The sequence below is a fragment of the Variovorax gossypii genome (assembly GCF_003965815.1).
In the GTDB taxonomy this organism is placed as follows: domain Bacteria; phylum Pseudomonadota; class Gammaproteobacteria; order Burkholderiales; family Burkholderiaceae_C; genus Variovorax; species Variovorax gossypii.
In genome coordinates this window covers 15,528-36,916 of the sequence record NZ_RXOE01000005.1, presented here as the reverse complement: position 1 = coordinate 36,916, position 21,389 = coordinate 15,528, and the positions used below count along the sequence as shown (strand labels likewise).

General features: G+C 64.0%; 24 protein-coding genes and 1 pseudogene. 14 read left to right on the top strand and 11 right to left on the bottom strand.

The features are described 5' to 3' along the window. Positions 1–13 precede the first annotated feature (13 nt). The 4 genes from EJP69_RS18965 to EJP69_RS30100 all read left to right on the top strand — a co-directional run bounded on the left by EJP69_RS18965 (position 14) and on the right by EJP69_RS30100 (position 2,465). Positions 14–781 (top strand): cyclase family protein, encoded by a 768-nt coding sequence (locus EJP69_RS18965; RefSeq protein ID WP_126472085.1) that lies wholly within the window; start codon positions 14–16, stop codon positions 779–781. Positions 782–814: 33 nt separating this feature from the next. After that, entirely contained in the window at positions 815–1,252 is a 438-nt protein-coding gene (locus EJP69_RS18960; protein WP_126472084.1) for a lipocalin-like domain-containing protein, read from the top strand. 27 nt (positions 1,253–1,279) lie between these two features. Then, positions 1,280–2,218 carry a 3,5-dioxohexanoate:acetyl-CoA acetone transferase gene (gene kce, locus EJP69_RS18955; RefSeq protein ID WP_126472083.1) on the top strand — a complete coding sequence of 313 codons (939 nt, stop codon included), beginning with the start codon at positions 1,280–1,282 and terminating at the stop codon, positions 2,216–2,218. 148 nt (positions 2,219–2,366) lie between these two features. After that, positions 2,367–2,465 carry a transposase domain-containing protein gene (locus EJP69_RS30100; protein ID WP_126472319.1) on the top strand — a complete coding sequence of 33 codons (99 nt, stop codon included), beginning with the start codon at positions 2,367–2,369 and terminating at the stop codon, positions 2,463–2,465. On the opposite strand, the gene EJP69_RS18945 is transcribed toward EJP69_RS30100, so the two are convergent. Both EJP69_RS18945 and tnpB read right to left on the bottom strand, forming a co-directional pair. Beyond that, complete coding sequence (locus EJP69_RS18945) at positions 2,422–3,135, bottom strand: alpha/beta fold hydrolase (RefSeq protein ID WP_170217167.1); 714 nt, start codon at positions 3,133–3,135, stop codon at positions 2,422–2,424. The two genes, EJP69_RS30100 and EJP69_RS18945, sit on opposite strands and share 44 nt — an antisense overlap. A gap of 59 nt (positions 3,136–3,194) precedes the next feature. Next, positions 3,195–3,401, bottom strand: coding sequence for an IS66 family insertion sequence element accessory protein TnpB (tnpB, locus tag EJP69_RS30095; protein ID WP_420824223.1), 207 nt, complete (start codon positions 3,399–3,401; stop codon positions 3,195–3,197). A gap of 374 nt (positions 3,402–3,775) precedes the next feature. On the opposite strand from tnpB, the gene EJP69_RS18935 reads away from it, so the two are divergent. The 4 genes from EJP69_RS18935 to EJP69_RS18920 all read left to right on the top strand — a co-directional run bounded on the left by EJP69_RS18935 (position 3,776) and on the right by EJP69_RS18920 (position 7,334). Beyond that, positions 3,776–3,991: a type 2 periplasmic-binding domain-containing protein gene (locus tag EJP69_RS18935; RefSeq protein ID WP_126472082.1), complete on the top strand. Its 216-nt coding sequence runs from the start codon at positions 3,776–3,778 to the stop codon at positions 3,989–3,991. 68 nt (positions 3,992–4,059) lie between these two features. After that, positions 4,060–5,055, top strand: a complete 996-nt coding sequence (locus tag EJP69_RS18930; RefSeq protein WP_126472081.1) for a Bug family tripartite tricarboxylate transporter substrate binding protein — start codon at positions 4,060–4,062, stop codon at positions 5,053–5,055. Between the two features lie 71 nt (positions 5,056–5,126). Continuing rightward, entirely contained in the window at positions 5,127–6,074 is a 948-nt protein-coding gene (locus EJP69_RS18925; protein ID WP_126472080.1) for a TauD/TfdA dioxygenase family protein, read from the top strand. A gap of 570 nt (positions 6,075–6,644) precedes the next feature. Beyond that, positions 6,645–7,334: an alpha/beta hydrolase family protein gene (locus EJP69_RS18920; RefSeq protein ID WP_126472079.1), complete on the top strand. Its 690-nt coding sequence runs from the start codon at positions 6,645–6,647 to the stop codon at positions 7,332–7,334. A gap of 122 nt (positions 7,335–7,456) precedes the next feature. Here EJP69_RS18920 and EJP69_RS18915 read toward each other — a convergent pair whose 3' ends face one another. Then, positions 7,457–7,795 (bottom strand): transposase, encoded by a 339-nt coding sequence (locus EJP69_RS18915; protein WP_126472078.1) that lies wholly within the window; start codon positions 7,793–7,795, stop codon positions 7,457–7,459. A gap of 75 nt (positions 7,796–7,870) precedes the next feature. Between EJP69_RS18915 and EJP69_RS18910 the strand changes: the two are divergent. Further along, a pseudogene (locus EJP69_RS18910) lies at positions 7,871–8,110 on the top strand (IS3 family transposase); the annotation flags it as partial. Positions 8,111–8,141: 31 nt separating this feature from the next. Here EJP69_RS18910 and EJP69_RS18905 read toward each other — a convergent pair. From EJP69_RS18905 to EJP69_RS18885, 5 genes are all read right to left on the bottom strand, one after another. Then, a complete protein-coding gene (locus EJP69_RS18905; protein ID WP_093209297.1) occupies positions 8,142–9,455 on the bottom strand; it encodes a CitMHS family transporter in 1,314 nt (437 codons plus the stop codon). A 171-nt stretch (positions 9,456–9,626) separates the two neighbouring features. Further along, complete coding sequence (gene acnA / locus EJP69_RS18900) at positions 9,627–12,404, bottom strand: aconitate hydratase AcnA (RefSeq protein WP_126472077.1); 2,778 nt, start codon at positions 12,402–12,404, stop codon at positions 9,627–9,629. A gap of 49 nt (positions 12,405–12,453) precedes the next feature. Then, positions 12,454–13,416: a tripartite tricarboxylate transporter substrate binding protein gene (locus EJP69_RS18895; protein ID WP_126472076.1), complete on the bottom strand. Its 963-nt coding sequence runs from the start codon at positions 13,414–13,416 to the stop codon at positions 12,454–12,456. Positions 13,417–13,648: 232 nt separating this feature from the next. Continuing rightward, the gene (locus tag EJP69_RS18890) at positions 13,649–14,569 is read right to left on the bottom strand and encodes a GntR family transcriptional regulator (RefSeq protein ID WP_240652204.1); all 921 of its coding nucleotides are present in this window, start codon (positions 14,567–14,569) and stop codon (positions 13,649–13,651) included. A gap of 33 nt (positions 14,570–14,602) precedes the next feature. Continuing rightward, positions 14,603–15,589 (bottom strand): Bug family tripartite tricarboxylate transporter substrate binding protein, encoded by a 987-nt coding sequence (locus EJP69_RS18885; RefSeq protein WP_126472075.1) that lies wholly within the window; start codon positions 15,587–15,589, stop codon positions 14,603–14,605. Positions 15,590–15,684: 95 nt separating this feature from the next. On the opposite strand from EJP69_RS18885, the gene EJP69_RS18880 reads away from it, so the two are divergent. From EJP69_RS18880 to EJP69_RS18870, 3 genes are read left to right on the top strand one after another with little or no spacing between them, the layout of a single operon-like run. Beyond that, positions 15,685–16,779: a lactonase family protein gene (locus EJP69_RS18880; RefSeq protein ID WP_126472074.1), complete on the top strand. Its 1,095-nt coding sequence runs from the start codon at positions 15,685–15,687 to the stop codon at positions 16,777–16,779. Further along, complete coding sequence (prpF, locus tag EJP69_RS18875; protein ID WP_126472073.1) at positions 16,776–17,966, top strand: 2-methylaconitate cis-trans isomerase PrpF; 1,191 nt, start codon at positions 16,776–16,778, stop codon at positions 17,964–17,966. Before EJP69_RS18880 ends, prpF begins: the two co-directional genes overlap by 4 nt. A 31-nt stretch (positions 17,967–17,997) precedes the next feature. Next, entirely contained in the window at positions 17,998–18,735 is a 738-nt protein-coding gene (locus tag EJP69_RS18870; protein WP_093209280.1) for an ABC transporter substrate-binding protein, read from the top strand. Between the two features lie 292 nt (positions 18,736–19,027). On the opposite strand, the gene EJP69_RS18865 is transcribed toward EJP69_RS18870, so the two are convergent. After that, a complete protein-coding gene (locus tag EJP69_RS18865; protein WP_338067643.1) occupies positions 19,028–19,195 on the bottom strand; it encodes a hypothetical protein in 168 nt (55 codons plus the stop codon). Between the two features lie 421 nt (positions 19,196–19,616). Between EJP69_RS18865 and EJP69_RS18860 the strand changes: the two genes are divergently transcribed. Beyond that, positions 19,617–19,829 carry a hypothetical protein gene (locus EJP69_RS18860; RefSeq protein ID WP_093209272.1) on the top strand — a complete coding sequence of 71 codons (213 nt, stop codon included), beginning with the start codon at positions 19,617–19,619 and terminating at the stop codon, positions 19,827–19,829. A 15-nt stretch (positions 19,830–19,844) separates the two neighbouring features. Beyond that, entirely contained in the window at positions 19,845–20,039 is a 195-nt protein-coding gene (locus tag EJP69_RS18855) for a hypothetical protein (protein WP_093209269.1), read from the top strand. A gap of 79 nt (positions 20,040–20,118) precedes the next feature. On the opposite strand, the gene EJP69_RS18850 is transcribed toward EJP69_RS18855, so the two are convergent. Next, positions 20,119–20,925 carry a transglutaminase-like domain-containing protein gene (locus EJP69_RS18850; protein WP_126472072.1) on the bottom strand — a complete coding sequence of 269 codons (807 nt, stop codon included), beginning with the start codon at positions 20,923–20,925 and terminating at the stop codon, positions 20,119–20,121. A gap of 217 nt (positions 20,926–21,142) precedes the next feature. Further along, positions 21,143–21,367: a hypothetical protein gene (locus EJP69_RS18845; protein ID WP_126472071.1), complete on the bottom strand. Its 225-nt coding sequence runs from the start codon at positions 21,365–21,367 to the stop codon at positions 21,143–21,145. Between the last annotated feature and the right edge of the window lie 22 nt (positions 21,368–21,389).

The following is a 21,389-nucleotide window of genomic DNA, read 5'->3' as shown; positions in this document are numbered from 1 at the left end:
CAGCACGACCGAAATGCAGCTCATCGACCTGTCCGTCGCCATCCAGAATGGCCTGTCCGTGGACCGCCCGGGCAATGGCCCGCAGATCCGATACCAGAACCACCAGGAAACCTTTGCCGCGCTGGCCAAGCCGTTCGCCGGCCTGCGCCCGCAAGACTTGCCCGACGGTGAAGCGTGGGCCGTCGAACGCATCGACCTGTCGACGCACAACGGCACCCACATGGATGCGCCGTGGCACTACGCCTCGACGATGAACCGTGGCGAGCGGGCTGCGACCATCGACGAAGTGGCGCTGGAGTGGTGCTATCGGCCGGGGGTCAAGCTCGACTTCCGGCATCTGCCGGACGGTCACGTGGTGCGTGCCGACGAGGTCGAGGCGGAGCTCGCGCGCATCGACCACGTGCTGCAGCCACTGGACATCGTGCTCGTCAACACGGCGGCGGGCGCGCGCTACGGGCAGGACGACTACCTGGACACCGGCTGCGGCATGGGCCGCGAGGCCACGCTGTTCCTCACCGAGCGCGGCGTGCGGGTCGTCGGGACCGACGCCTGGTCCTGGGACGCTCCGTTCAGCCATACCGCGCGGCGCTATCGCGAAACCGGGGATGCGTCCCTCATCTGGGAGGGCCACAAGGCGGGCCGGGAGATCGGCTACTTCCAGATGGAGAAGGTGACCAACCTGCACCTGCTGCCCCCCACGGGTTTCCAGGTGATCTGCTTCCCCGTGAAGATCCACGCCGCTTCCGCGGGGTGGGTCCGAGCCGTGGCCGTGCTGCCCTGAACACTTTCTCTCAACCCTGGAGTTTTCTTTTCCATGAACGCGGATGCTCTGATCGGAACCTGGTTCCTGCGCGAGGCCTATGCCGTCGGTCCTCGCGGCGAACGCCTGCACGACGTCTACGGCGCGCGGCCAACTGGCGTCATTCACTACGGCGGCGACGGACGGATGATGGCGCTCATCACCCACGAGGGCCGCACACAGCTCGACGGCGACAGGCAGGCGGCGCCGGAGTCGCAGCGCGCGGAAGCCTACAGATCCTCCATCGCGTACGCAGGGCGGTTCGACGTGGAGAGCGGCTGGGTCCGGCACGCGGTGGACATGTCCACCTATCCGAACTGGGTCGGGACCGTGCTGCGTCGCGCCCTGAGCTTCGAGCAGGACGCCGCCGTCCTGACGACCGCGCCGCAGATGCAGGACGGCATCGAGACCGTCATCAAGCTGGTCTGGCAGCGCCAGCCGGTCGAACACTGAACTTCATCGCAAAGACAGCCCAGCACCATGTCCAAACCGTCGCGCAAGACCATCATCACCTGTGCCATCACCGGCGCCATCCACACGCCGACCATGTCCGACGCATTGCCGTACCGCCCCGAGGACATCGCACGCCAGGCGATCGACGCGGCCGAGGCCGGCGCAGCGGTGCTGCACCTGCATGCACGCCATCCGCTCAACGGGGCCGTCTCGATCGACCCGGAGCACTTCCTCGGGTTCCTGCCGACGATCAAGGCGTCGACCAACGCGGTGATCAACCTGTCCACCGGCGGCAGCCTGCGCAACACCGTGGCGCAGCGCATCGCGCCGGCGAAGCGCTTCTCGCCCGAGATGTGCTCGCTGAACATGGGCAGCATGAATTTCTCGATGCATCCGCTGGCACGGCGCTACAAGGACTGGAAGTTCGACTGGGAAGAGCCGTACCTGCGCGAATCCGACACCTACATCTTCAGCAACACCTTTCGCGACATCGGCATGGTGGCCGAGGAGCTGGGACAGGATCATCGCGTCAAGTTCGAACACGAGTGCTACGACGTCGGGCACCTGTACAACCTCAAGTTCTGCGTGGACTCGGGGATGTTCAAGGCGCCGATCTTCATCCAGTTCGTGCTCGGCATCCTGGGCGGCATCGGCGCGGACCTCGAGAACCTGGTCTTCATGAAGCGCACGGCCGACAAGCTCTTCGGGGATGCGTACCAGTGGTCGGTGCTCGGTGCGGGGGGCGGCCAGATTCCCCTGGCCACGGCCGCCGCGACGATGGGTGGGCACGTGCGCGTCGGACTCGAGGACTCGCTGTTGATTTCGCGCGGGCAGCTCGCCGAATCGAACGCGCAGCAGGTACGCAAGGTCCGCCAGCTGTTGGAGAGCCTCGGGCACGAGATCGCAACGCCGGACGAGGCGCGTGCGCTGCTGGGGCTGAAGGGACCCGAGCACGTCGCTTTCTGAATCGCCACGGACTTTTTTGAGAACGACGTCTTCATCGTGCGAGCTTCACGATCGACCGTCAGGCGATGCTCGCAGGCTTCGGTGCTGAGCAACTGATCGCCAAAGGGGGGGACTGGCGCCATGGTCCGCGACAAGACCGTCGTGATCGATCCGCTCGGCAAGACCCGATGGTCACGATCCTTACGCCTATCTGAAGGACGTGCTCACGCGCCTGACATGGCTGGCTGTGGCTCGACAGTGCGCATGAACTCCCGAATGGCTTGGGCCGCCGCTACAGGCGCTGCTTGCAGTAGGCAATGCGGCCCCTCGATCTCTCTGAGCTGCGTTGAGGGTTGAAGGTGCTTGATGAGGTTGCCTGCTTGCTTCGGTATCAAGCGATCTTCACTGGCGCGCAGATAGAGGATCGGGGCTGTCACCTTTGCCAGGTCTGCCGAGACATCTATGGAAAGGACGGCCTTGAGCCGAGCGCGGAAGGCGGCTCCTGAGACCATGGCGAGTGCTGCACCCAATGCGCGTCGGAGGTCCGGCGTCGCGCGCCGCCCCAGCAGAGCCGCACAGGCGAAGGCCAAGGGCAACTGCTTGATCGGCGCCAACGCTGCCACGAAGCTAAACGGCGCCAGAAAGGGGTGCGGGTTTCGCACGAATGTGCAGCAAAGCACAACACCTTTGATTCGGTTCGGATGCTTCGCTGCGAGCGAGATGGCGATGGGTCCGGAAAATGATTCGCCTAGCAAGATGATCGACTCATCCGCCGGGAGAGCAGCTTCAGCGACGCTCTGAAGGGCGGCATATCCGTTTGGCGCCGCGGGCGGGTAGGCCACCACCTTGAGTGACGCGGCACCAGACAACGCATTGACTAGCGGATCGAACAGAGTGCCTGTGCCATCCATGCCCGGGAGAAGAACCAACGTGGTCATAGTCGGACAGTATCGACGGTCATGTAGGCATCAACCGGCAGACGCCTCTTCATTGGCAGTCAGGGGCGCAGCGCGAAGCCCAAACGTGGGGCAGCAAGTCGTCGATGTCGCTGGCTCGCTGCGTTGGCAACCTCCGCGCAGTCGCCGCCGGGCCAGGTGAAGCGGCCTTGGTGCAGCCGGCGTGCGGCGAGCCAGATGCCGATGCCGTCGTGCACCAGCACCTTCAGACGGGTCGACCGTTTGTTGGCGAAGACGGGCGCTCGCAAAGGCCACCAGCGCGCGACCGTAGTCCTGAATGCGGCGTGGCACCGCTTCGGCGGCCTCGATCGTACCCATACGATTCTCGTATGTCCGCCCCAGTCAAACGGTATTGGACGAGGTCCTCACGCCAGTTCGATGATTGTTCCATGACAAGCCATTCGGGTGCGGGTGCGACTCGCCTCCATGAACTTTCCGTGGTTGCACTTCGCTCGCTGATCGCGGCACGCGAGCATGTTCAAGACCACCGGCGTGCCTATGGTTGCGGTGGCCTGCAAGGGCTGTGCGCCACTGGCCGTCGATGTCATGGCCGACCACATCCCGCTGGGCACGGACGTTCCCGGGCCGCGAACTCAAGCTGCGCCGCGGTGGACGGGTCCGCATGCTTGGCGTCATTGGCATGTCCCGCGAGCTGCTCAAGAGGCCGGGGACGGCTTTGCTGGTCGCCACGCAGGGCCAGAGCGTGCAGGTGAGGTGGGATCAGATCGGACTCGAGCCCGCGGCCGTGCCTGGCGCAACGATGACCCGCATGATGGGAGAGGAACGCAGCTATGCGGCCCCCATCGTCAAGGCCACCGGCTTCACGGTCTCGAAATGAGCGCAGACGCACGCGATCCGTGCACGTGATTCGGGCGCAATCGCTTTGAGCAACGAAGGAGACAACGGATGAAATCTCGATTCCTGTCCTTGTGGACTGCTGTGTCGATGGGCCTGCTCTCTGTCGGCATGTCCGGCCAGGCGGAGGCGCAGACTCAGGCGAGCGACGCTTCTCAGCGCTCGGTGCGGATCGTCATCGGCTATCCACCGGGTCAGTCCGTCGATACGGTGGGGCGATACCTGGCATCCGCCTTGAGCAGAAGACTGGACCGCAATTTCTTTGTCGAGAATATTCCGGGTCAGAGCGGAAGCATTGCGCTGGGCAACGTTGCCAGGTCGACCGGCGACCTGAACACCCTGACTTTCTCCGCATCTTCGGCGCTGGTGATCAATCCGATCCTCTTCAAGGCCGTGAGATACAACACACTGAAGAACTTCGAGCCGGTCGCGACGCTCTACGACACCCCGCTGCTGCTGCTCGTCAATTCCAAGCTGCCGATCGATTCGGTTGAGTCGCTGGTCAGCTATGCGAACAGTCATCCAGGGGAGATCAGTTTTTCGTCACCGGGCGTCGGAAGCGTTTCGCATCTCGCCATGACGGAGTTCATTCGGCGTACCAAGCTGAAGTTCGTGCACGTCCCCTATCAGGGGGCTGCGCCATCCCTGACGGCCCTTGCCGCAGGCCAGGTTCAGGTGACCTTCGAAGGAGTGGCTGCCGCGACACCGCTCTTGCAAGGCGGCCGCATCAAGGCCTTGGCCATCAGCAGCGCGAAGCGGCTGCCCAAGTTCGAGTCGATTCCCACGATCGCCGAATCCGGTCTTCCGGGATTCGATGTCGTGCCATGGGTCGGCCTGCTGGCGCCGAGCGGTGTCGCGCCGGACAGGATCGCGGAGCTCTGGAGCGCGGTGCAGGCCATCCTGCAAACCGACGAGTACACAGCCTTGATCGAGCAGGTTGGGGGACGGCAAGCGGTTCGATCACCCTCGGAGTTCCGCAAGTTCCTCGAGGCGGAGGTTCCGCGTTGGCAGGAATTCATCAAGGTTTCGGGAGTAACTGCGGAATAAGAGAAGACTGCGCGAACCGGGCCCGAGGTTCCGCGCGTCGAATTGCATCAATAGATTGAAAGGAGACACGAATGTCATTGAACATTGCCGATGAAACGGCTTCACGCTGGACACCTGTCGAATCGAGCCCGGCCATGAAGCGCGCGCTCGAGGGATTGCCTTCGGGATGGAAGACCCGTCGATTGGCCCCGTCGCTCGGGTTGGAGTTGCAGGATCTGTTTGTGCCGGATCTCGATGACGACGGCATTGCCAGGATTCGCGCACTGCTGCTGGCCTTCCGGGTGCTGGTCATCCGGCGTCAGCCTGTCTCCCCCGCGCAGCATGTGGCGTTCGCTCGAAAGTTCGGCGATCTCGAGACGCAGAATCCGCTGCTGGCCGCCAACGCGGAATTCCCCGAGCTTGTTCAGCTCAAGGCTTCCAAGGAAAAAAAGGGCGCCGAGAACCTCTTTCACTCGGACACCGCGTTCTACGAGAAACCCTCGATGGGTTCTATTCTTCGTTGCATCAAGTGCCCGGAAGTTGGAGGAGACACCATCTTCTGCAACATGGTCCAGGCATACGCCGGGTTGCCGGAGGAGGTCAAGCGCAAGATCGACAGCATGGTGGCAGTCAACGACATCAATGTCGCATTGTTCAAAAAGATGGATCCGAACGAACGAGCCGCATATCGGGATCGACATCGTTCCGTGGAACATCCGGTGGTCATCACCCATCCTGAAACCGGGGAGTTGATCCTGTACGTGAACGAAATCCACACCACGCACATCGCCAACTACCGGGCAGTTCTGGGCTCGGATTGGGGCATGGATACACCGACCCAGATTCGCGAGCTGTTCGACCTGCTCGTGCGTCAGGCCAAGATCCCGGAATACCAGGTGCGTGTGCACTGGGAGCCGGACACCATCGTCTTCTGGGACAACCGGGCAGTCCAGCACTACGCGGTGTCCGACTACTACCCCTCGGAGCGCCACATGATGCGCGCAACCATCATTGGCGATGTTCCGAAGCGGGTTCGATAGCCCTCAGAAAATTCGCCGAGATCGAAGGGAGGATCGAACCCTTGCGAGGTGTGCCGCGCATGTTGACTCGCGCTGAAAACTGGGCCACGGGGGGCGGACAAAAACTTGGGCTGCCAGGAGGTCGTTCATGTATTCCCACGCGGGCCGTGAACCGAAGTATTCGCAGGCGCAGAAGGTGGCGGCTGTCGAGTATCACCTTTGCCCACGCTCGATGAGCGGGACCTCTTGAACAAGGCCAATGAACTGTTGAAAAAGGCCTGGGCGTCGATCTGCAGCTCCTGACCAACCGGGAGACACTGCTGATTGGCGCCCTGAGAGAGCGCGACGGCCTGCCAGATCTCCTCGCGCGGTTGGGGATTGGGTCTTGCACGTAGCTCCTTCTTCGTAAGCGAACAGTCATTCCACCTTGATCAATTGACAGCGATGCCAACGACAGGCTAGCTCTCGCTGCCTGTCCAGACCGGCGTTCGTTGGCCCGGCAGAATGCGGGTCGAGACGGGGCAAGAACTTGATGACGATGCATCGTGCAAGACCCTATCGATTCCACATATGACAAGGAGCTGACTTTTGATGCTGACGCAGACGCTGCAAGACGGCGGTGATTCATTCAAGGTGTCGGTGCAGGAAGCAGCCACTGGTGCTCCTGTGGTTCTTTTCGCAGTGGGCACGGGCGGCCAGCCAGAACGTCACGCTACTCTCCTCAACGCATTGGCCGAGTCTGGCTGCATGATCGTGGCGCCGCATTTCGAGCGGCTTGCTTCGACTACCCCAAGCGAGGACGAACTGACTCTCCGCGCAAGACGTCTCTCCCTCGCACTCGACGCATTCATTGAGCCCTCGGCGAAGGTGATAGGTGTGGGGCATTCGATTGGTGCGGCCACCCTCGTCGCCATGGCGGGAGCTCAAATGTGGTTAGGACCAGGTCGACGCATTTTGATTGCATCGGACGGTCGATTGACTCGTCTAGCTCTCTTGGCTCCCCCAACTGGATTCTTCCGTGCGCCCGCAGCACTTGATGCGGTGCGAGTTCCAGTCCTGACGTGGGTAGGTTCGGTGGATAGCATCACTCCTCCGATCCAAACCGAATGGATGGCGAGTGCGATGCCCGACTCGGTTTCCGTGGACGTCCGCGTCACAGAAGGGGCAGGCCACTTTTCATTCATGGACACTCCCCCTCCACATACAACGGAGCCACTGCCCGACAAAAATGCGTTTCTCAGAGAGTATTCGCGCGAAATTTGCAAGTTCGTGATTGGCTAAAAGCAGCCGCTCGGCACCGGAGCGCATGTCCACTGGCTTCGTGCATAGCCACAGCGCGTCGATGCGGATCAACGCAGCACCTCGCGAAGCCATGCTGCGCAATCTGCAGCCGCCGAGACGGGTCACATCACGCTCACGCCGATCGCGCCGCGCTTGAACTCAAGACGGATCTCCTCGGCAGCGACGGCAGCAACCGCAACGATCGCTGGCGCCGAGGGCGGTGGTAGCGGGGGCAACGACAGCGCGATGAACTGCGGTGCTGACTCGGCAACCGTCGTCGACATCGCCGATGGAACTGGACTCGCCCCGCGTCCGCGACGCCATTGATGCACAAGGTTGTCGTTCAACTGGAATGACAGCGCAACCACCGCAACCGATGCTCCTGGCTCTGCGCAAGCGGCGAGAACTTGCGCCTTGAACTCTGCGCTGTGACGGCGCCGTTGCTTCGAATTGACGTCCATTGATGATGTCCAGCTAACTTAGATGGACAGCATGGTCTCCGGCTTGGCCTCGGTTCTCAAGGTGGGGCGGCTGGCCGCTTACCCTTCTTCTACCATCGGGCGCGTCTGGCGGTGGGCGGTAAACACCTCTCGGTGCGCAAATCCATCACCGACATCCTTGAATCGAACCATCGCGGTTACGGCGACCGCAGGCTGCAAGCTTCGCTCACCAGGCAGGACGTGGTGATCTCCGAGAAGGTGGTGCAGCGGTTGATGAAGCAGGAGAGCCTGGTTGTTCCGAAGCCCAGGAAGCGCAGATATGCGTCATCCCTGGGGACTCGAACTCTCCATGGAACCGCAGCGCAGCCTAGAGAAGTGGCACGATGCCGAAGAGCCCGGCAGCGACGATCATGACGACGACCAGCAGCAATGCCCATCTGAGGGTGAACTTCTGGTGCGCACCGAATTCGACGCCTGCCACACCCATCAGCACATAGTTGGCGGCCACCAAGGGGCTGAGCTGATGCACCGGTTGTCCGAGCAGTGATGCGCGTGCAATGATTTCGGGCGCAATGCCGTAGCCCTTTGCCGCTTCCGCAAGGATCGGCACGACCCCGAAATAGAAAGCGTCATTGGAAAGGAAGAACGTCATCGGCGCGCTGAGCAACGCGGTGATCAGCGGCAGGTAGTGGCCGGCCGAAGCGGGAATCGCGTTGATGACGCTGTGCGCGATCGCATCGGTCATCTTGGTGCCGGAGAGGATCCCGGTGAACACGCCCGCCGCGAAGATCACGGCCACCACCGAAAGGGCGCTTGCCGAGTGCTCGGCAATGCGTTCCTTCTGGTCCTTGATCGCGGGGAAGTTGACCGAGATCGCGATGGCGAACGCACCCATGAAGAGCAAGGGCAACGGGAGCACGGCCATCGTCAGGCAGGCCATCAACACCAGGGTCAGTGCCAGATTGAAAGCCATCTTCGCTCGGCTTTGGTGAGGTGCTTGCGCGGCGTCAAGGTTCACTTCCCCGCCAAGGGCAGAGACTTCAGCGTGCACCGGCTTCCACTCGACCGTCTTCAGACGCCGGCGCTCCCTCACTCCGAGGTACCACGCCACGGCGATCGTGGCCGCGCTTGCCATGGCCATCGGCCCGATGAGTGGAACGAAGACCTGCGAGGCGTCGACGTGCAGTGCGCTCATGACGCGTGCGGTCGGACCACCCCACGGCGCGATGTTCATGATGCTGTTGCCCATCATCGTGACGCAGGGGAGGATCAGCGGGTTGATGCCCAGTCGCCGGTGCAGCGGCAGCATGGCGGTGACGCACAGCAGGTAGGTTGTGGAACCGTCGCCGTCCAGGGAAACGACCAGCGCGAGCAACGCCGAGCCGATGATGACGCGCACCGGATCACCCTTGGACATTCGCACGATGAGCCGGATCAACGGATCGAACAGGCCGACGTCGATCATCAGGCCGAAGTAGAGGATCGCGAAAAGCAGCAGCACGCCGGTGGGCGCAATGGCCTTGATGCCGTTGATCACCATGGGGCCGACATCCGCCCCGAATCCACCGATCAGGGCGAAGATGATCGGTACGACGATCAGTGCAATGAGCGCGGTGAGGCGCCCCGTCATGAGCAGCGCCATGAAGACGATGATCATGGAATACGCGAGGATGGTCAGCATGTGTGGTCTCGATATGAGGAAGGCCCGGACGGATCGTGGCGCGCCAGGCGGGACGCGTTTGTCTGCTTGACGGGCGCTCGATGGGCAGCAGTCACCCCCGCGGCGGCTGCCTGGCCGCCGCGACGAGGGCGAACGAAGGAATGAATGGCTCGGGAGACCGGCTCCCGCCGGCTAGCTCAGGGACACGCCTTGTGCCGAGCTGGGAACGTCGCTGGCAGGCATCGCATCCGGCAGTTCATGCCGCGGCTCGGCGGCATCGCCCTGGATCGGCCGGGCCGAATGGGAGACATGCTCCTCGGGCTTTGTGCGGACGTAGTCTCGCCAGACCAGGGGCAGGATGCCGCCGTGACGCCAGTACGCCACGTCTTCCTCGGTGTCGAGCCGAATGGTCAGCGGAACTGTCGTGGTCGTGCCGTCTGCTCGATGCACGAGCGCCTCCACGCGCCCGGCCACGCCGAGGCGGCTGGCCAGTGCAGGGATATCGATCCGCTCGCTGCCGTCGAGTCCCAGCGATTGCGCCGTGGTGCCTGGGTCGAACTGCAGCGGCAGGACACCCATGCCCACGAGATTGGTTCGGTGGATGCGCTCGAAGCTCTCGGCGATGACGGCCTTCACACCCAGCAAGGCCACGCCCTTGGCGGCCCAGTCGCGCGAGGAGCCGCAACCGTAGTTCTTGCCGGCGATGACGGCCAACGGAACATCGCGGCGCAGATACGCCTCGGCCGCTTCGAAGATGCGCATCTGCGTGCCCTCGGGCATCAGCTTCGTCATGCCGCCCTCGATACCGGGCACGATCTGGTTGCGCAGCCGGATGTTCGCGAAGGTAGCCCGGACCGCCACGTCGTGATTGCCGCGTCGCGTGGTGTAGTTGTTGAAGTTGCGCTTCTCGACGCCCTTGGCCAGCAGGAAATCCGCGGCCGGTGTGCCGAGGCTGATGGCCCCCGAGGGCGAGATGTGATCGGTGGTGACGGAGTCGCCGAGGATGACCAGAGGTCGCATCCCCTCGATGTCCTGAACGGCAGCAGGCTCGAGCGACAGGTTCTCGAAGTAGGGTGGGCGGCGCACGTAGGTGCTGGCGTCTTGCCAGGCAAAGCGCTCGCTGCGCTCGCCGCTCAGGGCGTCCCAGGCTTCGCCGCCATCGAACAGGTCGGCGTACTTCTCGCGGAAGAGCCCGGGTTCGTAGGCCCCTTTGACCGCATGGGCGATCTCGACGGCCGTCGGCCATACGTCGCGCATGTAGACCGGCTGTCCGTTGGAGCCTGTGCCGATGGGCTCTTTCGTCACGTCGACAGTCAGCGAGCCCGTCAAGGCGTAGATGACCACGAGGGCCGGCGAGCCAAGGTAGGCCGCGCGCACATTGGGGTGAATGCGACCTTCGAAGTTGCGGTTGCCGGAGAGAACGGCGGTACCCACCAGCTTGTCCCGCTCAATGGCTTCGACCAGGGCGTCGGGCAGCGGCCCCGATCCCCCGTTGCACGTGGTGCAGCCGAATCCGGCCACGTTGAAGCCGAGCGTGTCGAGCGCGTCCTGCAGCCCGGCTTTCTCGAGCACCGCCGCAGTGACGTGGCTGCCAGGCACCAGAGAGGTCTTGACCCACGGTTGCGTCTTCAACCCCAGCGCGACGGCTTTCCTCGCAACCAGGCCAGCGGCCATCATGTTCACGGGGTTGGCGGTGTTGGTGCAACTCGTGATGGCTGCGATCAGCACGGCGCCATCGCGCAGGGAGAAACTCTCGCCATCGACCGGTACGGCGCGGTTTGCATCGAGCGGCCGGCCCGCGATCTCCTGATGGTGTTGAAGAAACGTGCTGGGCACGGTGTCGAGGTCGAGCCGGTCTTCCGGATTGCGAGGGCCCGCCAGGCAAGGGCGGATGTCGTCGAGATCCAGTGTCACGACCGCGTCGAACGTCGGAGATGGGGTCGCCTCGCTGCGCCAGAGCTTCTGCGCCTTGGCGAACGCCTCGACCAGTTCGAGCTGGTCCTTCTCACGGCCCGTCATCCGCAGGTAGTCCATGGTGCGTTCGTCGATCGGGAAGTACACGGCGGTCGCGCCGTATTCCGGTGCCATGTTCGCGATCATCCCGCGGTCGCCGAGCGAGAGTGCATCGAGGCCGTTGCCGAAGAACTCGACGAACTTGCCCACCACACCCATGCTGCGCATGCGTTGCGTGATGGCCAGGACCAGGTCGGTCGGCAGCACCCCTTCGCGCAGCCGGCCCCTGACCTCCATGCCGACCACCTCCGGCAGCGCCAGTGCGACCGGCTTGCCGACCATCACAGCCTCGGCTTCGATGCCGCCCACGCCCCAGCCGAGGACGCCGAGGCCGTTGATCATGGGCGTGTGGCTGTCGGTTCCCACGCAGGTGTCCGGGATCGCGAGCTCGCCCTCGGCGGTCTGCTCGGTCCACACCACCTTGCCGATGTGCTCGAGGTGGATCTGATGCATGATGCCCTTGCCTGGCGGCACGATGCGCACACCTTCGAAGCTGCTGGCGCACCAGCGCAGGAACGCAAAGCGCTCCCCATTGCGCTCGTACTCTTTCTCGAGATTGATGCGCCGCGCATCCGGCGTGGCCCAGCTGTCGACCTGCAGAGAGTGGTCGATGATCACGTCCACCGGCACCTTCGGACTGACCCGGGAGGGATCGCCGCCGGCGTCGGCCACGGCGTCTCGGATGCCGGCCATGTCCACCAGCATCACCTGGCCGAGGATGTCCTGCCCGAAGACCCGCACCGGGTAGAAGCTCAGGCCGCTGCCGAGGCGCCGCGCAAGCAGGGCATCGATCTCGGCCTGGGTGTCGGTGCCGCGGCTGGCCTGGCGCAGCAGGTTTTCCAGCAGGATGCGCAGCGAAAAAGGCAGTTCGTCGACGCCGGGAACATCGGCGATCGATACGTAGCGCACGGAACGGTTCGCCAGGGCGAGTTGCTTGATTTCGGGTTTCAGTTTCATTCGTATTCCTTCGTGGGTGCCCTGGCGGGGCAGGGGAGCAAAGAGGGCGTCAAATCAGACCGACATGGGTCATGACGGAGCGCAGGCGCGTGTGCTCGTCGTCGACGAACTTCGAGAACTCGTCACCGGTGATCACGCTGGGCGACCAGGCATTGGCTTTCACGGCGTCCTGCCATCCCTTGGTCCGGGTCGCTGCAAGGACGGCGTCCGTGAGTTCCTTGCGCTGGGCCGGGGTGAGGTTGGCCGCGCCGTAGACACCACGCCAGTTGCCGATCTGCATGTCGTAGCCGGTTTCCTTCAGCGTGGGGGCGTCCACGCCCGGCATGCGGGTGGGGGCGCCGACGGCGAGCACACGGAACTGGCCCGCCTCGATGTACTTCGACAGCTCCGCGTAGCCGCCCGTGATGGCTGTGATGTGGCCGCCCAGCGTTGCGGAGACGACCTCGCCCCCACCGCCGAACGGGATGTAGTTGACCTTCGAGACAGGGATGCCGGCCGCGCCGGCGAGCTCGGCCGTGCCGATGTGATCGACCGAACCCTTCGAGCCGCCACCCCACTTCACGCTGGAAGGGTTCTTCTTGAAGTCGGCCATCAGGTCGTTGAAGCTCCGGTAGGGCGAGTCCTTGCGCACGGCGATCACGTTGTATTCCGTGAAGAGCCGTGCGATCGGCGTGGCGTTGGCCAGCGAGATCTGCGGCTTGTTCTGCACGACCCCGGTCACCATGATCGCGCCCATCACGCACAGGGCGTTGACGTCCCCCTTGGAGCTGTTGACGAACTGGGCAAGGCCCAGGGTTCCGCCCGCGCCATTCTTGTTGTCGTACATCGCGCTCTTGGCCACGCCGGCCTCCTGCATGGCCTTGCCGAGGGTGCGGGCGGTCTGGTCGTAGCCGCCGCCTGGCGAGCCTGGCGCCATGAAGCGCACCGTCTCCAGTGCGAGCGCGGGCAAGGCCGCGACGAGTGCGCCGGCGAGCGTGCCGATGCGAAGCAGTTTGCGGATCGAAAGCTGCATGGATGTCTCCTTCTCGTGGGGTGAGTGGGGCCGCGATGCGTGCAATCCGATGCTGCACATTTCGCTATATTGTATTTTCTAATCACTTTCACCAATACAAGGCGCGGGTAAACCCTGCGCGGTGCTGTAACTTTTCTTGCTTGTCCGTCGCCGCCAGGGGCGCAGCGGTGCTCAGCCGCACGGGGGAGGGGCAGGCTGGAGGGCTTCCAGGATCAAGTCTGGGGTGGCGCTGCTAGGAGGAGGATGGGGAAAACACGCCGGTGCCGCGCAGCTTGCCGCGGCGCGCGCCGTCGAGGTGAGACCTCATGAGGCTGGCGGCCAGCACGAAGTCCTGCTTCTCGATGGCATCCAGGATCTCCAGGTGCTCGGAGGCCTGCGTGTGGCGCGCCCCGCGGCGCGAGGCCTGGCGGTACTCCACGAGACGACGCAGCTGGTTGATGCGCCGCACCGACTGGAGCACGAAGCGGTTGTTGCTCCACTCGGCCAGGGTTTCGTGGAAATGGCTGTTGGCCTCGAAGAGCTCGATGGGCGTCATCGTCTGGTAGCCGCCGTCGACGATCCGCTGCTGCTCATTGCGCAACTGCTTGAGCTCGTGGGCAACGGGCATGAACGAGGGCCCGATCAGCCCGCCCGGTTCGATGAACTGCCGGAAAAGGTAGCTCTCCTCGTAGGCGTCGGGGGAGTCGATCATCGCGAGGAAGCGCCAGCCGTGGCCCATGCTCTGCTCGATCCAGCCCTCTTCGGAGATGCGCGACAAGACCTTGCGCAGCGTGCTGCGGGCCACGCCGTACCGGCGCATCAACTCGGCCTCCGTCACCTCGTCCGGCAGCTCCTTGGACTGCCGGTCCTCGGCGATCCGCAGGTAGAGCGGGTCGTCGCTCGACAGCAGGCTCGCCACGGGCCCGTCCCAATGCTTGGCGTCGACACGCAGGAAATAGCCGCGGTTGGCGTCCTGCTGCAGCACCCCCAGGTGTGCCAGATGGCGCAGCGCCGATTGCACGGGGGAGCGAGACGTCCCGATGTGCTGCGCGATGTGCACCTCGGTCAGGTGGTCGCCGGTGACGCGGTTGTCGCGCCGCACGAGCGCGACGATCTCGCGCGCGACGCGCTGCTGCAGCGAGGTCAGTTCGGGGGCGGTCGCAGTGTCATTCACCGATGGCATCCGCGTAGTCTAGGCCAGCAAGGATCAGTCGATCTTCATGCCGAACTGCTTGATCATCTTCGACCATCGCGCCCCTTCCCGGCTGATGAGGTCGCCGAATTCCTTGGGGCCCGCGCCCACCGGTTCGGTCATGCCCGCGGACAGCCGATCCGCGACGTCCTTCTCCTTCAGGGCGGCGGCCGCTGCCGCATGGAGGGTCTGAACGATCGGATCGGGCGTTCCCCTTGGCACGGCAAGGCCCATCCAGGAAACGAACTCGTAGCCGCTGACGCCGCTTTCCGCGACAGTCGGCACGTCGGGCAATGCCTTGGCGCGCTGTTTTCCCGTGACCGCAAGCGCCTTGAGCTTGCCGCTGCGCACGTGCGGCAGCGCGGCCAATGGGAAGGCGACGGCAATGCTGATCTCCCCGCCGAGCAAGGCAATGATCGCCGGCCCCCCGCCCTTGTAGGGCACGTGCGTGATGTCGACCTTGGCCATGGACTTGAGCATCTCGCCGGCCAGGTGGTTGGCGCTTCCGTTGCCCGCGGTGCCGTAGGTGTGCCTGCCCGGCTCCTTGCGCGCGAGCTCGAGGAATTCCTTCAGGTTGCCTGCCGGCACGGACGGGTGGGCCACGATGACCAGGTCGATGGACGTCAGCCAGGTCACCGGCGCGAGGCTCTCGACCTTGTAACCGGCATTCGGATAGAGCGACGGGTTCAGCGCCATGGTGCCCTGGTTCACGAATGTGAGCGTGTACCCGTCCGGCGCGGCCTTGGCACCCAGCGCGGTGCCGATGTTTCCGCCTGCGCCTCCTCGGTTGTCGATGACCACCGGTTGCCCCAGAACGTCCTGCATCTTCTTCTGCAGGCTGCGGCAGACCACGTCCGCATCACCGCCCGCCGGCTGCGGAACGATCAGCGTGATGGGCTTGCTGGGGAACCTGTCCTGGGCGAAGGCCCATTTCCCGGCCACGGAAAGCGGCAGCGCCGCAGCGCTCGCCTGCAGGAGGCTCCTGCGTCGAATCGGATTCATCTCGTTGTCTCCTGGTGGGGTGGGACCCCGGCAATCGGTCTGATTGCCGAATGTCTAAAGTGATCATATAATTCAATCTAAAGAACGGTCAAGACATGGAGACGAATCCGTACCCCACTCGTGAAGCCTGCGCGCTGCGTGCCTACGTGGGCTGCCGCACCACGCAGGAGCGCGCAGCGCGCGGTCAAGGCATCGAGGTCTTCGAGGTGACTCCCGAGGGGCCATGGAAGCATCTGCAGACGGTGGTCGCAGGGGACAACCCGTCGTACCTTCTGGCGGACAAGCAAGGGCGCAACCTTTACTGCGTGCACGGCGACGGCACTGCCGTGAGCAGCTTCCAAGTGGGCCTCGACGGCGCGCTGTCGCTTCGGGGCACGCACTCCACGCAGGGGCGCAACCCCGTGCATCTGGCTTTCAGTCCACAAGGGCGCTGGCTGCTGGTATCGAACTACGCGAGCGCAACGGTGGTGTCGTTGCCGGTCCTGCCGGACGGCTCGCTGGGCGCCGTTGTGCACAGCCTCGCTTTGCCCGACCGACAGGGCCCCCACAGGACGCAGCAGAAAGGCGCGCATCCTCACCAGGTGGTCTTCGATCCCTCGGGCCGATGGCTCCTGGTTCCGGACAAGGGGGGCGATGCCATCCACACGCTCGCCTTCGACGAATCCACAGGTGCCCTGCGTCTTGCGGCGTCGCTGCAGGTCCCGCCCGGCAGCGGCCCGCGGCACCTGGTGTTCGATGCCGGGGGCTGTCGTGCCTGGATCGTCTTCGAACTCACGAGCCAGATCGTCTCGGCTGCCTTCGACGCGGAGAGCGGACGCCTGACGCCGGTTCAGCGCATTCCCAGCATCCCGGAGAGTTTCGTGGGCGAGAACACGGGGTCGGGCATCGTCCTGGACGCTGCCGACGCCGCGATCTGGGTGTCGAACCGTGGCCATGGCAGCGTGGTGCGGCTGGCGATCGACGAGACGCGCCACACGCTGCATGCACCCGCGTGGTTCGACGCGCAAGGACGCGTGCCGCGCTTCATCTCGGCCATGCCCCAAGGCGCCGGCATCCTCGCCGGCACCCTGATCGCCAATGAGGACGCGGACACGATCGTCGGCATCGAGCCAGGCACTTCAACCCCTCATCGCACATTGGCGCGCGCAGGCAGTCCGGTCTGCATCGTTTTCATTCAAGGAACACCATGAGCACTTCTTCTCCCCAGATCGGCATCCGTGCCACCTACATGCGTGGCGGTACCAGCAAGGGCATCTTCTTCGCCTCGCGCGATCTTCCCGAAACCGCGCAACGCCCGGGTGCGGCCCGCGATGCGTTGATGCTGCGCGTCGCCGGCAGTCCCGACCCGTACGAGAAACAGATCGACGGCATGGGCGGTGCCACCTCCAGCACCAGCAAGGTCGTGATCGTCGGCCCGAGCACGCAGGCCGGTTGCGATGTCGACTATCTCTTCGGCGCCGTCGCCATCGGGTCCCCGGTCGTGGACTGGAGCGGCAACTGCGGCAATCTCACCTCTGCGGTCGGGCCGTTCGCGATCGCGAGCGGACTGGTTGACGCGCCTGCCGACGGCGTGGCCGTCGTTCGCATCTGGCAGGCCAACATCCAGAAGAAGATCATCGCGCATGTCCCGATGCGCAATGGCGCCGTTCAGGAGACGGGCGACTTCGAGCTCGATGGCGTGACCTTCCCGGCCGCAGAGATCAAGCTCGAATTCCTGGAGCCCGGCGCCGATGACGATGGTGAGGGCGGGGCCATGTTTCCCACGGGGCGCATGCTGGACGCCGTCGACGTCCCCGGTGTCGGGGTCATCGAGGCGACGCTCATCAATGCAGGCAATCCGACGATCTTCGTGGACGCCTCGAGCCTGGGGCTGACGGGCGCGGAACTGCAGCCGGCCGTGAACGGCAACGCGGTGCTTCTCGCGCGCTGCGAGGCGATCCGGGTCCATGCGACCGTGGCCATGGGGTTGGCGAAGACCGCGGCGGAGGCGACCGAGAAGCGACCGCATACGCCAAAGCTCGCGTTCGTCGCGCCGCCTGCTGGCTATGTTGCATCCAGCGGCAAGGAGGTCGCGGCTGCGGACATTGACCTTTGCGCGCGGATCTTTTCGATGGGCAAGCTGCACCATGCGATGACGGGTACCGGCGCTGTGGCGATCGCGGTGGCCGCTGCGATCCCCGGCACGCTCGTCGCGCGCGTTCTCGGCGAGGGGCAACGCAGGGAGGTCCGCTTCGGTCATCCCTCCGGCACGCTGACCGTGGGTGCGGAGGCGGTGGAAGCCAATGGAACATGGACCGTCACCAAGGCGCTCATGAGCCGCAGTGCCCGCCGGTTGATGGACGGGCAAGTGTTCGTTCCGGGCGACCAGTCGGAATGACCGATCGTGCGCCGAGGCGTGAGGCGAAGCCGTGAGCTATTCGAGACATGACGCAGAGGCGCTCGCACCCACCGGTGTGCTGCGCGCAACCATCAACCTGGGCAATCCCATCCTGGCTCGCCAGGATGCGGGCCAGCCCGCTCGGGGTGTCTCGGTGGACCTCGCGCAACTGCTCGCCAATCGGCTGGAGGTCGACCTGGAACTGATCGTGGTGGACGGCGCAGGTAAGGCGGTGTCCATCGTGGAGCGTCAGGAGGCGGACATCGGATTCTTTGCCGTCGACCCGTTGCGTGGACAGGGCATCCATTTCACGGCGCCCTACGTCTTGATCGAGGGCTGCTACCTCGTGCGAGAGGCCTCGACCATCCTGGATGGCGCGTCGGTTGACCAACCTGGCGTTCGTGTCGCTGTCGGCAAAGGCAGTGCATACGATCTGTTCCTGACCCGTGAACTCCAGCACGCGCAGATTGTTCGTGCCCCGACATCGCCGACGGTGGTCGACGTGTTTCTGGAGATGGATCTCGACGTGGCTGCAGGAGTGCGGCAGCAATTGGAATCCGACGCGAGGCGTGTACCGGGCCTGCGCCTGTTACCGGGGCGCTTCATGCTGATACAGCAAGCCATGGGCTTGCCCAAGGCGCGAGGCCAATTGGCTGCGTACCTGCTGGGCGAATTCATCGAGGAGGCCAAGGCTGCCGGGTTCGTGTCGCAAGCATTGAAACGCCATGGCATCGAGGGTGCGACGATCGCACCGGGTTGTTCGATCTAACCAGGCTTGAGACCAGGTCGAACATTGCCAATGGTCATGAAGAGGCGCTAGCTCTCGCTAGAGCCGCGAGCGTCCATCGAGGCATCCTGCCTGTCCAGGCGGGCCCTGCCCTTGCGTCGGAAGCCGTGTAGATCCGTAGCTTGAAGGTCGTTTTCACCCGAACCCGTGCGTGCCAGTTCGGTGACAGAGAGTACCCGCGAAACTCTCACCGCGGCAGACCGCTGACAGATGTCCTCCATGACGTTGAGCGCGCGGGTTGCCCACGACGCTCCTTCAATGATTGGCGAGACGCTCAGGCCAATTGGTTGTTCAGCACGAAGTGGCGGCCCTGCGCCAATGCGTAGCGCGCCGCATGCGTGGCGTTGTCGAAGCGCGGAATGAGCCGGAAGACCCGGTCATGCATGCCTCGACGGATGGAAACCGAGGCGGCGTATTGCCCGGTCTCGGTGAGTTTGGTCATTGGGGTGACGAGGTATCTGCCCACCTCGTGGGCCTGTGGAGTCTGCATGTGATGGAGCGGGCGGTTGCTTTGGGGCGCGCGCGCAAGTGTGCGTGCCAGCACTGGACTGGTCAGGCACGCGGAGTGAATCCGTGGAGGAAACGGGAACGGTCCGCAGGATGCCCTATTGAACGGACCGACGATGAAGCTCGCCGAGGAGAATGACGCTCTGCCGAGGGCGACGGGGATTGGTCAGCTTGTCGGGGAGGTGAGGCCTGTGCGGCCAGCGACTGCCGCGAGGTGTCAATCAAGGACTGAGGCAACGAGCACGCCGCAGTCGATGCGACGAGTGTAGGTGATTTCAGGAGGCGACGGTTTTCGTGTCTCGCAGGCGGCGTTCGAGTGTTAGGCTGGCCCGCATGCATTCGCATGAAGGACCGGCATGACTCAAGCGCTTCTCTCCCTCCCCCGGCAGGAAGCGCTTCGCGCCGATCTGCCCCACGTGGCTGATCTGCTGCATCGCCGGCGTGCGGGCGAAATCGATGAGGCTGTGATCGACGATCTGGTCTCATGGTCTTGGCTCGAATGGCTGGGCGGATCGCTCCAGCTGACAACCACGGGTGCAAACATCTGTCGCCAGCAGCAGCCCAAGTAGGAAGGTGTCTGCGCCATGAACCAGACGGACGTGATGCTCAAGATCGTGGAAATGGCTCGCGTTGGCGGGGCACTTCCCGCAGACGAGGCGGTATCGCTGGTCGCGGCGAAAGTCGCCCGCTTGGACATGTCGCGCGAGGGCGTTCAACAGGAAGCGACCGACCTGATGCGCCTGGGCGCGACGATCTGGTCACTGGCGGGCCCGAGGTAGATGGCGGGTACGAGCCCGCCGCATCCGCGCTCGGAGAGCCTGGGTGAGACAGCGAAAATTCGTCGCGCACTTTTCTTGTTCACTGGATCTCGTCGCACCAGACCTTGAAGCCGTCCAACTTGTCCGGACCGAAGGTGCAGGACAACGCCACGTCGCTGGCATCCCGTCCCTGCGCAATCAGCACGCGGCCGATGCGAGGTACGTTGTTGCGCGCATCGAAGGTGTACCAACGGTCGCCCAGGAAAGCCTCGAACCAGCCTGCGAAATCCATCGGGCCGAATGGCGGCGCAGTTCCGACATCTCCCAGGTATCCGGTGCAATAACGTGCGGGAATGTTCAGGCATCGACATAAGGTGATGGCCAGGTGCGCATAGTCCCGGCACACGCCTTGCCCTTCCCTGAAGGCCTCCAAGGCAGAACGGGTACGCCGAGCGTGCTGGTAGCCGAACTCGATGTGCTGGTGCACGAAATCGCAGACCGCCTGCACGCGCCCCCATCCGGTCGGCCCGTTCCCGAAACGCTGCCAGGCAAAGTTGGACAGCAAGTCGGTCTCGCAGTAGCGGCTACCCAGCAGATAGACCAAGGTGGATTCGGGCAGGTACTCCACGGGCGTCTGCGGCGCCGAGGGCACAACGATGTCCGGCGAGCCGTTGTCATGAACCACGGTATCCGTACTCAGCACGAAGCGACCCGCTGGGGCGACCAGGCGTGTGCACCAGTTCCCGAACAGATCGCGGTAGGCCGTGGTGGGCACGGCCGGATTCGTGAGCAGGTGGTCCGGGTGCAGGAGATCCGATGCTCGCGAATAGTGGATGCTGAGGGTCAGAATCATCGGCGTCGGGCGAGGAAACTGATAGGCGATTTCGAAGCCGAGCTGAATGTTCATGGACCCATCATGCGCCTTGATCTGTGTCTTCACTAGGAATAAGTGGTTCACGAGTCTCAGCTCGCCGCCCCACGCGATGACAAACGCCCCTTACCGCTGCGCCAACGTCGCCTCCTAGAATGTTAATTTCCATCTCGAAGTGCCCCATCTTTCCGTGAGGCGTTGATCCGCATGCAGAGCTCAACCTGCCTGATGGACAATGCTTCGCAAGGGCATTTCAATGGGGCCACGCTCGATGGAGGTGTGGGTCGATCGAGCGCGGAAATCCACAGTCCAGTGCGGCTTCCTGCGTGGCGCATTGCGTCAAGACCAGCACGCATCGTGTACGGCGCCTTTGGCGCAATTCGGCCTTCCCGGAGAACGCGCCGTCGGGCAACTGCTTCAGTTCCAGCAGGCATGTCCACCCTTCAGGCAAATCGATAGCCTTCAATTCGGTGCTCATGGCATAAAAGAGTAGTTCTTCC